Source organism: Streptomyces sp. B21-105 (assembly GCF_036898465.1).
Taxonomy (GTDB): Bacteria; Actinomycetota; Actinomycetes; order Streptomycetales; family Streptomycetaceae; genus Streptomyces.
The window spans coordinates 3,560,257-3,573,280 of the sequence record NZ_JARUMJ010000001.1; the positions used below are offsets into that span (position 1 = coordinate 3,560,257).

The window sequence follows — 13,024 nt, forward strand, 5'->3', positions numbered from 1 at the left end:
TGGGCACCTGACCGTGGAGTTCACCGCGCTTGCGGGGCTGCTGGCCTGCCGGATCTTCCAGACCCGCCCTCGCGATCCGGAAGCGAAAGGGCTGGTGGAGCGGGCCAACGGGTACCTGGAGACGTCGTTCCTGCCCGGCCTGACCTTCGCCGGGCCCACCGGCCACGGCCGCGCGGAGATCCGACGGATCAAGGTGGCCACGGTCAACAGCCTGCTCTTCCCCGGAGCCCGGCAGGCCGTCCAGATCAAGCGCCGCCGCACGACCGCAAGACCGGCAGAACCACCATCAAGACCGTTTACGCCGTCACCAGCCCCACCGCTGAGCAAGCCGGCCCCGCCCGGCTGGCGATCCTGATCCTTGATCACTGGCAGATCGAAGCACTGCACCACGTCAGAGACACCACGTTCGCCGAAGACGCCTCACAGCTGCGGACCGGCAACGCGCCCCGGGCGATGGCCACCTGGCGCAACGTCGCCATCGGCGCCCTGCGACTGGCCGGCGCGACCAACATCGCCGCCGCTCTGCGACACAACGCCCGCAACGCGGACCGCGCGCTCGCCCTGCTCGGGCTCAAGTGATCACGAAACGGACGCCCGCCGATTACGCCGAAGCCCTGCCGGATGACGCTAGTTGACGGGATCACGCCAAACCGCGACGTATCGAGCCAACCTCGACACTTGACTTTGTTCCGTCCAGTCCGCGGTGCCTATGGTCGCCGTGTTGTTGATCTTGCAACCAATGCACAGATCTGAGCCATGGCGAAGGGGGAACGAAAGTGTTGAGAAAGAAGCTGATCGTGGCCGCGATGACGGGTGTACTCGTGCTGACAGGGACGAGCGCCTTCGCCTACGGTTCCAAGAGCACGAAGTTGTCCAACGGGGTGCTGAGCATCCACGGAGACGACGGGTGTCTCGTGAGTGGCAACTGCAGCCTGTACTACTCCGCCACCAGCTACAAGAAGACCGGTGGCAGTAAGGTTACGATTCAGCTCGCAATGACCACGGGGGCTGCGCTGTACCTGGATACCCAGAAGTCGATCTCTTCGGGTCAGACGCTGTCACACAGTTGGGGCGGTAAGCGGAAGTCCGACGTTCCCGAGTGCTCGATCGCTGGCTACATGAAGGCAAGCACCGGCAACTACTACACACCCAACCTTGAGGTCTGCTAGCCCACTCCCGCAACGACCGGGGTGCTGGACCAGCACCCCGGTCGCGTGTTTTTCGAAGGCTCCAACATGATTGAAGCATCTATTGCTGCTGTGCCAGGCCTGATCTTCTCTTTTCTTATCCTCGCTGCGCTCATTGCGGTGCCTACTGCTCTCGTGGCCAAGGCGAGGAAAAAACCGTGGCCCCTCAGAATGGCTGTCGCCGCATACCTGGCCGGCATCTTGGCCGTTACTCTGCTGCCGGGCGACGCCGGTTTGCAATCCTGGCAATGCGACACCGGCGCACCCACCCATCTGTTCACGTCAGCGAGTTCCCTGCTGAACATCGCCCTCTTCGCCCCCGGTGCGCTGCTGGCCGTCCTTCTCTTCAAAAGGCCAGTGACGGTCGCGGCTGCCTTCGGGGCCCTCAGCGGGACGGTGGAAATCGCGCAGTCGGCCGGGCATCTGGGCCGCTCGTGCAGTGTGACGGACCTTGCGGCCAATGCGACCGGCGCGCTACTGGGCTCCCTGGCGGGCGCCCTCTGGATTTACTGGCGGCGGCAATCAGTCAAACCGCTGCGCGACCTCGCATGGGGCACGTCGCTTGGCGCACTCGCTGTGCTGGCCATCGGGGGCGTCTTCGAGTCCCGGATCGATCGGGTCGACATCGTCGCCATGGATGACCAGAAGCGTGCTCTTGCCGAATCCGCCGTCCAGGCCGACGAGTGGATTACCGCCGCGGCCAGAGGGGTCTTCGGAAGTGATACACAGGTGCGGGAGACCGAGACCAATAAAGATGGAAACCGTCTGCAGATCACCGCGACGACGAACCACGGCACCATCTCCGGTACTTGGCCGGCGAAGACCCTTGAGAGTGCTTGGTCCTCGAACACCCGTGGAGACGCGGGGAGTCTCAACAAGAACGAAGTCACGGCAGTTGCGGCACAATTCGCGCAAAAGTGGTTCCCTCGCAATGTGGCGGGCAGTGATCAGCGGGTCCGCTCCATCGGCGACGGCCCGACGATGGCTTATACGGTGGTGTACCGGCGCTACGCGGACAAGGTCATGATGCCGATGCGCCTCGACCTTACGATCACCACCACGGGACGGGTCATCGGGTTCTCGGCCAGAACCGTCGACGATCCGGTGCTTCCGCGAGTGACCGTCGACAAGGCCAAGGCCAAGGTGTTGGCGAAGGCCGCAACGGGGCTGCCGAGTGAGTCTGCCCTGCTGCTTGCCCAGCAGGTCAAAGGAGAGTGGCGGCCCGTCTGGCTTGTCGGCAGTGGCAAGCAGGACATCGCGATCGACGCCACGACCGGCGAACGTATCGCGGGCAAGGGGTGAGGGCGCGCACCCGCCGCAGACCCATTTCTTTGACCCGCTCCCCGTGCCTCCGCAGAGGTTTGGACGAGTCACGGCCCGGCTCCGCTGCCCGCAGTGGGGCTCGGCCGTGACCACACGCCGGACGAGATCCAGATTCATGGAGCGCCGACTGCCACCACTCGGCAGTCACTGACGGTCGCCTGCGGCAGGTGGGCATCCGTAGGCGCGGGCGCCCTCACGCGGCAGCACCGCCCACATCCGGGTGCCGGTGCTCGGCTCGCAGGCCCCGCCGATGCCCCACTGTGACAACGCCGTCCACTACATCGCGTACGTCCACGAATGCGCCCTGCGCATGCAGTTCGGAGGGAGACGCACCACCCGGGAGCAACTCCAGCACCTGTGCGAGATGTCCGAACGAGAGAGTATCGACATCCGCGTCCTCACCACCGACGTCGGCGCTTTCCCGGGCGCGGGACATGCGGTTCTGTACGCCCACGGTGCCGTCCCTCAACTGGATACCGTCCAACTGGACTCCGCACATGGCGGAGAGTTCACTCACGCCAAGGCACAACTCGCCAAATGCCGTGCCCATATGACTGGTGGCATGCCAAATCGCTGGACCAACAGGCTTCACGTGACTTCATGCACGACATCGCCCGCCAACTCTGAGGAACAGCCGTGAGAAACGACATCACCTGGGAAGACCCCTTTTGCGGCGAGGGCAACAACTGCTTCCGCATAGGCACCGATCTCGACGGCAACGCCTACATCGCCGTCGCCGGCCAGGAGGACACTCCCCTCACCGACACCCGCGAAGCCCTCCGCACCCTCATCCTGGACATCAAGGCGGGCAAGGCAGACCACCTGCTCTAGGGATTGTCCGGCGGGTCCGTTTCCCGCTCGACATCGCGCAAACCTGTAGGCGGGAAGGCCTGTCGATGGGTCATGCCAGGATGCGCGCATGACTGAAGCAATCGATCACGCGGACCTCGCCCCCCTGAGCCTTTTCGACACATCGCCCGGCAACTACAGCCTGATCCTCGGCGACAACCACTTCGCCGAGGCGAGCGACCTTTTCGAAGCCGTCGGCCAGGAGGTCAGCGGCTACAGCTGGGACGCGGTCGCGCACACTGCGGTGCGCGTCCACGCGCCGGAGCTGGCCGACCGGATCGGCGGTTTCGACCCCGAGGCCGGGATGATGTGCGTCTACGGCAATGACGAGGCGGCGCTGCGGGAGCTCGGGCTGATTCTCAGCGGCGCCTTCCACGACCGCGCCAAGCTGGCCGCGCTGATCGAGGTAACCGACCCCGGAGACTGGGACTGACCCGGATCAATCGTTCCCCACCATCGCCCCAAGCTCCTCGGACACCTCGCCCCTCACGGAGGCCGCACCCGTTCGCCCGGACTACGTCAGAACGACAGGCACGGTGATGGTCAGGCCGGATCCGGGCAGAGCCCGGACGGGGCGCGCGTGCCCGAACGGAGTGCTCGGCAAGGAGCGCGTGCGTCACCTGCCGCGGCGAGCTCACCGCCTGGGTCGGCCGGGCGTCAGACACCCGCCGCCGCCGCGAACGCGCCGCGGGCCATGCGGTGCAGGAGCTGCGCCGTGGCCGCGCGGCCGGGGAGGGAGCCCGGGCGGCCGAGGTGCGGGGTGGAGTTCAGCAGGCCGAAGACCGAGTGGACCGCGGAGCGGGCGGCGGGCTCGGCGAGGTCCGGGTACAGCGCGCGCAGCGCCTCCACCCACAGTTCGACGTACTGCCGCTGGAGCTGGCGGACCAGCTTGCGGTCGCTGTCGCGCAGGCGGTCCAGCTCACGGTCGTGCAGGGTGATCAGGGGACGGTCGTCGATCGCGAAGTCGATGTGCCCCTCGATGAGCGAGTCGAGGACCGCCTCCGCCGGGCTGCCTTCCGCCTCCGCCGGGCTGCCGTCCGTCCCCACCCGGTCGGCGTCCGGCCTCGCCCGGTCGGCGTCGGTGCCGGCCTCGGCCAGGCGGCGTCTGGCGCCGGTCAGCAGCTGGCCGCTGATGCCCACGAGCAGTTCCGCGAGCATCGCGTCCTTGCCGGGGAAGTGCCGGTACAGGCCGGGGCCGCTGATGCCGACCGCGGCGCCTATCTCGTCGACCCCGACGCCGTGGAAGCCGCGCTCGGCGAACAGCCGCGCGGCCTCCCTGAGGATCTGCTCGCGCCGGGTGGGGGCGTCGGTTCTCGTGGCCATGGGAGCAATTCTAGACAGGGAGGTTAGCGGTCGTTAACCTGGAGGAAATGGTTAACGCTCATTAACAGTCGATCACTGGCGTGAGGGGACCGCGAGAATGGAAGAGGCACCGGAGCTGACGAGCGCGGGCGACCCCGCGTCGGAGGCCTGGCGGGCCAACGAGGAGGCGCACCGCGCACTCGCCGAGGAGCTGCGCGGCAAGCTGGCCGCGGCCCGGCTCGGGGGCGGCGAGAAGGCGCGGGCGCGGCACACCGCGCGCGGCAAGCTGCTGCCCCGGGACCGGGTCGACACCCTCCTGGACCCGGGGTCGCCCTTCCTCGAGCTCGCCCCCCTCGCCGCCGACGGGATGTACGACGGGCAGGCGCCGGCCGCCGGCGTCATCGCGGGGATCGGGCGGGTGAGCGGGCGCGAGTGCGTGATCGTGGCCAACGACGCCACCGTCAAGGGCGGCACCTACTACCCGATGACGGTGAAGAAGCACCTGCGCGCCCAGGAGGTGGCGCTGGAGAACCGCCTGCCGTGTCTTTACCTGGTGGACTCCGGCGGGGCGTTCCTGCCCATGCAGGACGAGGTGTTCCCCGACCGTGAGCACTTCGGGCGGATCTTCTACAACCAGGCCCGGATGTCGGGGGCCGGCATCCCGCAGATCGCGGCGGTCCTCGGGTCGTGCACGGCCGGCGGTGCGTACGTGCCCGCCATGAGCGACGAGGCCGTCATCGTGCGCAACCAGGGGACGATCTTCCTGGGCGGGCCGCCGCTGGTGAAGGCCGCCACGGGCGAGGTCGTCACCGCGGAGGAACTGGGCGGCGGCGAGGTGCACTCCCGGATCTCCGGTGTGACCGACCATCTCGCCGAGGACGACGCGCACGCGCTGCGGATCGTGCGGAACATCGTCGCCACGCTTCCCGCGCGCGGGCCGCTGCCCTGGCAGGTGCGGCCGTCCGTGGAGCCCAAGGTCGACCCCTACGGGCTGACCGGCGCCGTGCCGGTCGACTCCCGCACCCCCTATGACGTACGCGAGGTCATCGCGCGCGTGGTGGACGGCTCCCGGTTCGCGGAGTTCAAGTCCGAGTTCGGGCAGACCCTGGTCACCGGTTTCGCCCGGATCCACGGCCACCCGGTCGGGATCGTCGCCAACAACGGCATCCTGTTCTCCGAGTCCGCCCAGAAGGGCGCCCACTTCATCGAGCTGTGCGACCAGCGCGGGATCCCGCTGGTGTTCCTGCAGAACATCTCCGGCTTCATGGTCGGCAAGGACTACGAGGCCGGGGGCATCGCCAAGCACGGCGCGAAGATGGTGACGGCGGTGGCGTGCACGCGCGTGCCGAAGCTGACGGTCGTCGTCGGCGGGTCGTACGGCGCGGGCAACTACTCCATGTGCGGCCGGGCCTACTCGCCCCGCTTCCTGTGGATGTGGCCCAACGCCAAGATCTCCGTCATGGGCGGCGAGCAGGCCGCCTCCGTCCTCGCCACCGTCAAGCGCGACCAGCTGGAGGCCGGCGGCCAGGAGTGGCCCGCGGCGGACGAAGAGGCGTTCAAGGACCCGATCCGCGCGCAGTACGAGCGGCAGGGCAACGCCTACTACGCGACCGCCCGGCTGTGGGACGACGGGGTCATCGAACCGCAGGAGACCCGGCAGGTGCTGGGCCTGGCCCTGACGGCCTGCGCCAACGCGCCGCTGGGCGAGCCCCGGTTCGGCGTCTTCCGGATGTGAGGAGGGGACTTCATGTTTGACACAGTGCTCGTGGCCAACCGGGGCGAGATCGCCGTCCGCGTCATCCGCACGCTGCGCGCCATGGGCGTGCGCTCGGTGGCGGTCTTCTCCGACGCCGACGCGGACGCCCGGCACGTCCGGGAGGCCGACACGGCCGTACGGATCGGCCCGCCGTCCGCCGCCGACAGCTATCTGTCGGTCGAGCGGCTGCTGGACGCGGCCGCGCGGACCGGCGCCCAGGCCGTCCACCCGGGGTACGGCTTCCTGGCCGAGAACGCGGGCTTCGCGCGTGCCTGCGCCGACGCGGGGCTGGTCTTCATCGGGCCGCCCGCCGAGGCGATCGCCCTGATGGGCGACAAGATCCGGGCCAAGGCCACCGTGCGGGAGGCCGGGGTCCCGGTGGTGCCGGGTTCGAGCGGCAGCGGTCTGACGGACGACCAGCTCGTCGCCGCCGCCCACGAGATCGGCGTGCCCGTGCTGCTGAAGCCGAGCGCGGGCGGCGGCGGCAAGGGCATGCGGCTGGTGCGGGACACCGCGGCGCTGGCCGAGGAGATCGCGGCCGCCCGCCGTGAGGCCCGCGCTTCCTTCGGCGACGACACGCTCCTCGTCGAGCGGTGGATCGACCGCCCCCGGCACATCGAGATCCAGGTCCTGGCCGACGGCCACGGCAACGTGGTGCACCTCGGCGAGCGCGAGTGCTCGCTCCAGCGCCGGCACCAGAAGATCGTCGAGGAGGCGCCGAGCGTCCTGCTGGACGAGGCCACGCGCGCGTCGATGGGCGAGGCGGCCGTGCAGGCGGCGCGCTCGTGCGGGTACCGGGGCGCGGGCACGGTGGAGTTCATCGTGCCGGGCGACGACCCGTCGGCGTACTACTTCATGGAGATGAACACCCGCCTCCAGGTGGAGCACCCGGTCACCGAACTGGTCACCGGCCTCGACCTGGTGGAGTGGCAGCTGCGGGCGGCGGCCGGCGAGCCGCTGTCCTTCGGCCAGGAGGACGTCCGGCTGACCGGGCACGCGGTGGAGGCGCGGATCTGCGCCGAGGACCCCGCGCGCGGGTTCCTGCCGTCCGGCGGCACGGTGCTCAGGCTGCACGAGCCGCAGGGCGACGGTGTGCGCACCGACTCCGGGCTCAGCGAGGGCGCCGAGGTCGGCAGCCTCTACGACCCGATGTTGTCCAAGGTGATCGCCTACGGCCCGGACCGGGCGACCGCGCTGCGCAAGCTGCGTGCGGCCCTCGCGGAGACGGTCACGCTGGGCGTGCAGACCAATGCCGGGTTCCTGCGGCGGCTGCTGGCGCATCCGGCGGTCGTGGCGGGCGATCTGGACACGGGGCTGGTGGAGCGGGAGGCGGAGTCGCTCGTCTCCACCGACGTGCCGGAGGCGGTGTACGAGGCCGCGGCGGCCGTACGGCTCGACGCCCTGCGCCCGGTGGGCGACGGCTGGGTCGACCCGTTCTCGGTGCCCAGCGGCTGGCGGCTGGGCGGCACGCCCAGGCCCGTCTCCTTCCCGCTGCGCGTCACCGACCCGGTGGAGCACACCCCGCGCGGCACGCACTCCGTCACCGGCGACCGCGTGTCGGTGACGCTGGACGGCGTCCGGCACACCTTCCACGTCGCCGCCGACTGGATCGGGCGCGACGGCGACGCCTGGCATGTGCGCGACCATGACCCGGTCGCCGCCGCTCTCACCGGCGCCGCCCGCGCGGGCGCCGACTCGCTCACCGCGCCCATGCCGGGCACGGTGACGGTCGTCAAGGTCGCCGTCGGCGACGAGGTGGCCGCCGGTCAGAGTCTGCTGGTGGTGGAGGCGATGAAGATGGAGCACGTCATCTCCGCCCCGCACGCCGGCACGGTCGCCGAGCTCGACGTGTCGCCGGGCTCGACGGTCGCCATGGACCAGGTGCTCGCCGTCATCGCCCCGGCCACTGCCCCGACGGGCGACCCGGGGGCCGATCCGACCGCAGCCCCGGCAGCCGACCTGTCCACCGCCCCGACGGCCGCCACGGCCGCGGCCGCAGCCGTCGTCCCGGCACAGGAGGACCGATGACACTCCCCATGGTCGTACCGGACCCGGACCTGGACCTGCCGGCCCGGGTGCGGATCCACGAGGTCGGCGCGCGCGACGGACTGCAGAACGAGAAGACGACCGTGCCGACGGCCGTCAAGGCCGAGTTCGTGCACCGGCTCGCCGGCGCGGGCCTCACCACCATCGAGGCCACGAGCTTCGTCCACCCGAAGTGGGTGCCCCAACTCGCCGACGCCGAGCAGCTGTTCCCGCTGCTGAGCGACGTGGACGCGGCGCTGCCGGTGCTCGTGCCGAACGAACGCGGACTGGACCGGGCGCTCGCCCTGGGCGCCCGCCGGATCGCCGTCTTCGCCAGCGCCACCGAGTCCTTCGCCAAGGCCAACCTCAACCGCACGGTGGACGAGGCGCTGGCCATGTTCGCGCCGGTGGTGGCCCGCGCGAAGGCCGAGGGCGTGCATGTGCGCGGCTATCTCTCCATGTGCTTCGGCGACCCGTGGGAGGGCGCGGTGCCGGTCGACCAGGTCGTGCGGGTCTGCCGCGCCCTGCTCGACCAGGGCTGCGACGAGCTGAGCCTGGGCGACACCATCGGGGTCGCCACCCCGGGCCACGTCGGGGCCCTGCTGACCGCGCTGAACGAACAGGGCGTGCCCACCGGCGCGCTCGGCGTGCACTTCCACGACACCTACGGGCAGGCGCTCGCCAACACCCTCGCCGCGCTCCGGCACGGCGTCACGACCGTCGACGCCTCGGCGGGCGGTCTCGGCGGCTGTCCGTACGCCAGGTCCGCCACCGGAAACCTCGCCACCGAAGACCTCGTGTGGATGCTGCAGGGCCTCGGCATCGACACCGGGGTCGATCTCGGCCGCCTCGTCGCCACAAGCGAGTGGATGGCCGGCCACCTGGGCCGACCCAGCCCGTCCCGCACCGTACGAGCCCTCGGTAACACGACACAGCCCCACAAGGAGCAGTGACCCCGCCATGGACCACCGTCTCTCCCCCGAACTGGAAGAACTCCGCCGCACCGTCGAGGAGTTCGCCCACGACGTCGTCGCGCCCAAGATCGGCGACTTCTACGAGCGGCACGAGTTCCCCTACGAGATCGTCCGTGAGATGGGCCGCATGGGCCTGTTCGGGCTGCCGTTCCCGGAGGAGCACGGCGGCATGGGCGGCGACTACCTCGCCCTCGGCCTCGTGCTGGAGGAACTGGCGCGGGTCGACTCGTCGGTGGCGATCACCCTGGAGGCGGGCGTCTCGCTGGGCGCCATGCCGATCCATCTCTTCGGCACGCCGGAGCAGAAGCGGGAGTGGTTGCCGCGGCTGTGCTCCGGCGAGATCCTCGGCGCGTTCGGGCTGACCGAGCCGGACGGCGGCTCGGACGCGGGCGCGACGCGTACGACGGCCCGCCTCGACCCCGACACGGATGAATGGGTCATCAACGGATCGAAGTGCTTCATCACCAACTCGGGCACCGACATCACGGGGCTGGTCACCGTCACGGCGGTGACGGGCCGCAAGCCGGACGGCAGGCCGCTGATCTCGGCGATCATCGTGCCGTCCGGCACCCCCGGCTTCACCGTCGCGAGCCCGTACTCGAAGGTCGGCTGGAACGCCTCCGACACCCGGGAGCTGTCCTTCTCCGACGTGCGCGTCCCGGCGGCGAACCTGCTGGGCGAGGAGGGGCGCGGGTACGCGCAGTTCCTGCGGATCCTCGACGAGGGGCGCATCGCCATCGCGGCGCTGGCCACCGGGCTGGCGCAGGGCTGTGTGGACGAGTCGGTGAAGTACGCGAAGGAACGGCGTGCGTTCGGCCGTCCGATCGGCGCCAACCAGGCCATCCAGTTCAAGATCGCCGACATGGAGATGAAGGCCCACACGGCCCGTCTCGCCTGGCGGGACGCGGCGTCGCGGCTGGTGGCCGGCGAGCCGTTCAAGAAGGAGGCCGCGCTGGCGAAGCTGTACTCGTCGACGATCGCCGTCGACAACGCCCGCGACGCCACCCAGGTGCACGGCGGTTACGGCTTCATGAACGAGTACCCGGTGGCCCGGATGTGGCGCGACTCCAAGATCCTGGAGATCGGCGAGGGCACCAGTGAGGTCCAGCGGATGCTGATCGCCCGCGAGTTGGGCCTGACGGACTGATCCGGCGCGGCAGTCGGCCGGGGGGACGGCCGGGTGTCGGCCGGGGGGCTGGCCGGGAGTCCGCCGGGGCCGGCGGCACCGGCACGCCCCAAGGGTGCCGCGTCGCATGCGTGGGTGGCTGGAAACAGCCCTGCCCCACGCACCCCGCGCGCTCGCCCGTCCGACAACTCCCCTACCGCGGCGGCCTCGTTGACGACTCACGAGGCCGCCGCGCCGTTCTTCGCTTCACCGGGGAAACGAGCGAACCACACCCGGTCCACCCCCGTGGCGCTCTCTCCACCCTCGATACACAGGCTGTGCTCGGAAAGCGGGCAGACACCGCTCACGGCGTCCCGCTCTCCGGGGCCGCCTTCTGGACAACAGATGAGGTTAGGCTAACCTACCTTCGAACCGTCCTCGGGTGATCCACCCCGTCCGAAAGTAGCCAGAGACATGTCCAACGTCAGAGCCGCCCGTCTCTCCCGCCGCGGCATCCTCGCCGCCGGTGGCGCCCTCGGCCTCGGCGCCGCGCTCGCAGCCTGCGGGGACGAGGACGCGACGGCCACGGGCTCCGGATCGCCGGCGAGCGCCTCCGCCAAGTCCGGTCCCTGGAGCTTCAAGGACGACCGCGGCACCACGGTGAAGCTGGACGCGATCCCCGCGAACATCGTCGCCTTCACCGGCGTCGCCGCCGCCCTCTTCGACTACGGCATCCAGGTCAAGGGCGTCTTCGGCCCGACGAAGACCGCCGCGGGCAAGGCCGACGTCCAGGCCGGCGACATGGACGTCAGCAAGGTGACCGTCCTCGGCAACGTCTGGGACGAGTTCAACGTCGAGAAGTACGCGGCCCTCGCGCCCGACGTCCTCATCTCCACGACGTTCGACAGCGCCGGCACCCTCTGGTACGTCCCCGAGGCCTCCAAGGACAAGATCGCGAAGCTCGCCCCGAGCGTCGCCGTCTCGGTCTACGACCGTCAGCTGACCGCGCCGCTGCAGCGCATGTGGGAGCTGGCCGAGTCGCTCGGCGCCGACATGACGGCGACCGCGGTCACCGACGCGAAGAAGAAGTTCGAGGCCGCCGCGGCCCGGCTGCGCGCCGCCGCCAAGGCCAAGCCCGACATCAAGGTGATGGCCGGTTCCGCGAGCGCCGAGCTGTTCTACGTCTCCGGCACCGACCTCTCCGTCGACCTGGAGTACTTCAAGTCCCTCGGCGTGAACTTCGTCGAGCCGCCGGAGAGCGCCAAGGCCCAGGGTGGCGGCTGGTACGAGTCGCTGAGCTGGGAGAACGTCGACAAGTACCCGGCCGACATCATCATGATGGACGACCGCTCCTCGACCATCCAGCCCGCCGACATCACCGAGGCGACCTGGAAGAAGCTGCCCGCGGTGAAGGCCGGCCAGGTCATCGCGCGCTCGCCCGAGCCGATCCTGTCGTACGACAAGTGCGTGCCGCTGCTGGACGACCTCGCCGCCGCGCTGGAGAAGGCGAAGAAGGTTTCCTGACCCTCGGGCGGCTCGGGTGAACGCAGCCGGGCCACCCCTCCCCGCCGACAGGAGCACCCCCGTGACCACGGCCGTCGCCGCACCTTTCCGCTTCTTCTCGCTCCGGGTCGTACGGACCGGACGGCCCGGGTCGTCGCTCGTCCGGGTCACCTTCGCCGGGGAGGACCTCGAGCACTTCCTCTCCGACGGGCGCGACCAGTCGCTGTCGCTGTTCCTGCCCCACCCGGGGCAGGACGCGCCCGCCGTCCCCTATGGACTCGGGGAGGGCTGGTGGCAGGCGTGGCGTGAACTGCCGGACGGGGTGCGGGCGGTGATGCGGTCGTACACCCTGCGCGCCCTGCGCCGCGACGCGCTCGGCCGCACCCGGGAGATCGACATCGACTTCGTGCTGCACACCCCGGCCGGTCCCGCCTCCGCGTGGGCCTCCCGCGCGGCCGCCGGGGACCGGGTGGTGCTGCTCGGCCCGGCCGTGGCCGACAACCGGGCGATCCGGTTCCGGCCGCCGCACGACACCGACCTGGTGCTGCTGTGGGGCGACGAGAGCGCCTTGCCGGCTGTCGCGTCGATCCTGGAGTCCCTGCCGGCCGGGCAACGCGCCCGGGTGTGGCTGGAGACGCACGACGCGGGAAACGTACGGGAGTTGGCGACGGCGGCGGACGCCGAGGTCACCTGGTCGGTCGGGGAGGGCTCCGTCGACGCCGTGCGCGCCGCCCGGCTGCCGGCCGCGACGCGTCCGTACGTCTGGATCGCGGGCGAGTCGGGGTGCGTGAAGGCGCTGCGCCGGCACTTCGTCCAGGAGCGCGGCATCGACCGGCGCCGGGTCACCTTCGTCGGGTACTGGCGCCAGGGCATGAGCGAGGAGCAGCTCCGCGAGGCGGAGTAGGCGTCCCGGCGTCCCGGCGTCCCGGCGTCCCGACCACCGTGCCCGCGCGGACAGTTGCGCCGGGCACGGTCGTGATCACGGTCACGGCACAGGCAC

14 protein-coding genes are annotated in these 13,024 nt (G+C 70.4%); 13 read left to right on the forward strand and 1 reads right to left on the reverse strand.

From position 1 onward, the window contains the following. Window positions 1-13: 13 nt before the first annotated feature. The 7 genes from QA802_RS15985 (at window position 14) to QA802_RS16015 (ending at window position 3,792) form a co-directional block, all read left to right on the forward strand. Window positions 14-355 carry a hypothetical protein gene (locus tag QA802_RS15985; protein ID WP_334535211.1) on the forward strand — a complete coding sequence of 114 codons (342 nt, stop codon included), beginning with the start codon at window positions 14-16 and terminating at the stop codon, window positions 353-355. A gap of 98 nt (window positions 356-453) precedes the next feature. After that, the gene (locus QA802_RS15990) at window positions 454-579 is read left to right on the forward strand and encodes a hypothetical protein (RefSeq protein WP_334522775.1); all 126 of its coding nucleotides are present in this window, start codon (window positions 454-456) and stop codon (window positions 577-579) included. A 200-nt stretch (window positions 580-779) separates the two neighbouring features. Then, window positions 780-1,169 carry a hypothetical protein gene (locus tag QA802_RS15995; protein WP_334522778.1) on the forward strand — a complete coding sequence of 130 codons (390 nt, stop codon included), beginning with the start codon at window positions 780-782 and terminating at the stop codon, window positions 1,167-1,169. A 45-nt stretch (window positions 1,170-1,214) separates the two neighbouring features. Beyond that, a complete protein-coding gene (locus QA802_RS16000) occupies window positions 1,215-2,489 on the forward strand; it encodes a VanZ family protein (RefSeq protein WP_334522781.1) in 1,275 nt (424 codons plus the stop codon). 331 nt (window positions 2,490-2,820) lie between these two features. Further along, complete coding sequence (locus QA802_RS16005; protein ID WP_334534671.1) at window positions 2,821-3,150, forward strand: Scr1 family TA system antitoxin-like transcriptional regulator; 330 nt, start codon at window positions 2,821-2,823, stop codon at window positions 3,148-3,150. Further along, entirely contained in the window at window positions 3,147-3,341 is a 195-nt protein-coding gene (locus QA802_RS16010) for a hypothetical protein (RefSeq protein ID WP_334522784.1), read from the forward strand. The genes QA802_RS16005 and QA802_RS16010 overlap by 4 nt, the downstream gene beginning before the upstream one ends. Before the next feature lie 88 nt (window positions 3,342-3,429). Beyond that, on the forward strand, window positions 3,430-3,792 hold the full coding sequence (locus tag QA802_RS16015) for an Imm51 family immunity protein (RefSeq protein ID WP_334522787.1): 363 nt from the start codon (window positions 3,430-3,432) through the stop codon (window positions 3,790-3,792). A 224-nt stretch (window positions 3,793-4,016) separates the two neighbouring features. Here the strand turns inward: QA802_RS16015 and QA802_RS16020 are convergent, their stop codons facing one another. Beyond that, window positions 4,017-4,682, reverse strand: coding sequence for a TetR/AcrR family transcriptional regulator (locus QA802_RS16020; protein ID WP_334522790.1), 666 nt, complete (start codon window positions 4,680-4,682; stop codon window positions 4,017-4,019). A 97-nt stretch (window positions 4,683-4,779) separates the two neighbouring features. On the opposite strand from QA802_RS16020, the gene QA802_RS16025 reads away from it, so the two are divergent. From QA802_RS16025 to QA802_RS16050, 6 genes are all read left to right on the forward strand, one after another. Next, window positions 4,780-6,396, forward strand: a complete 1,617-nt coding sequence (locus QA802_RS16025; protein ID WP_334522793.1) for a carboxyl transferase domain-containing protein — start codon at window positions 4,780-4,782, stop codon at window positions 6,394-6,396. Window positions 6,397-6,408: 12 nt separating this feature from the next. Further along, window positions 6,409-8,445 (forward strand): acetyl/propionyl/methylcrotonyl-CoA carboxylase subunit alpha, encoded by a 2,037-nt coding sequence (locus QA802_RS16030; RefSeq protein WP_334522796.1) that lies wholly within the window; start codon window positions 6,409-6,411, stop codon window positions 8,443-8,445. After that, window positions 8,442-9,395, forward strand: coding sequence for a hydroxymethylglutaryl-CoA lyase (locus QA802_RS16035; protein WP_334522799.1), 954 nt, complete (start codon window positions 8,442-8,444; stop codon window positions 9,393-9,395). The genes QA802_RS16030 and QA802_RS16035 overlap by 4 nt, the downstream gene beginning before the upstream one ends. Before the next feature lie 7 nt (window positions 9,396-9,402). Beyond that, window positions 9,403-10,563: an acyl-CoA dehydrogenase family protein gene (locus QA802_RS16040; protein WP_334522801.1), complete on the forward strand. Its 1,161-nt coding sequence runs from the start codon at window positions 9,403-9,405 to the stop codon at window positions 10,561-10,563. A gap of 432 nt (window positions 10,564-10,995) precedes the next feature. After that, on the forward strand, window positions 10,996-12,045 hold the full coding sequence (locus QA802_RS16045; protein ID WP_334522804.1) for an ABC transporter substrate-binding protein: 1,050 nt from the start codon (window positions 10,996-10,998) through the stop codon (window positions 12,043-12,045). Between the two features lie 61 nt (window positions 12,046-12,106). Continuing rightward, window positions 12,107-12,928: a siderophore-interacting protein gene (locus QA802_RS16050; protein WP_334522807.1), complete on the forward strand. Its 822-nt coding sequence runs from the start codon at window positions 12,107-12,109 to the stop codon at window positions 12,926-12,928. Window positions 12,929-13,024: the final 96 nt, after the last annotated feature.

What these genes read in the sequence shown, in the direction of transcription:
- QA802_RS16005 (WP_334534671.1), top strand. Translation starts at nt 2,821, where the DNA reads ATGCAGTTCGGAGGGAGACGCACCACCCGGGAGCAACTCCAGCACCTG.
- QA802_RS16035 (WP_334522799.1), top strand. Translation starts at nt 8,442, where the DNA reads ATGACACTCCCCATGGTCGTACCGGACCCGGACCTGGACCTGCCGGCC.
- QA802_RS16040 (WP_334522801.1), top strand. Translation starts at nt 9,403, where the DNA reads ATGGACCACCGTCTCTCCCCCGAACTGGAAGAACTCCGCCGCACCGTC.
- QA802_RS15990 (WP_334522775.1), top strand. Translation starts at nt 454, where the DNA reads ATGGCCACCTGGCGCAACGTCGCCATCGGCGCCCTGCGACTGGCCGGC.
- QA802_RS16045 (WP_334522804.1), top strand. Translation starts at nt 10,996, where the DNA reads ATGTCCAACGTCAGAGCCGCCCGTCTCTCCCGCCGCGGCATCCTCGCC.
- QA802_RS16015 (WP_334522787.1), top strand. Translation starts at nt 3,430, where the DNA reads ATGACTGAAGCAATCGATCACGCGGACCTCGCCCCCCTGAGCCTTTTC.
- QA802_RS16030 (WP_334522796.1), top strand. Translation starts at nt 6,409, where the DNA reads ATGTTTGACACAGTGCTCGTGGCCAACCGGGGCGAGATCGCCGTCCGC.
- QA802_RS16020 (WP_334522790.1), bottom strand. Translation starts at nt 4,682, where the DNA reads ATGGCCACGAGAACCGACGCCCCCACCCGGCGCGAGCAGATCCTCAGG.
- QA802_RS16025 (WP_334522793.1), top strand. Translation starts at nt 4,780, where the DNA reads ATGGAAGAGGCACCGGAGCTGACGAGCGCGGGCGACCCCGCGTCGGAG.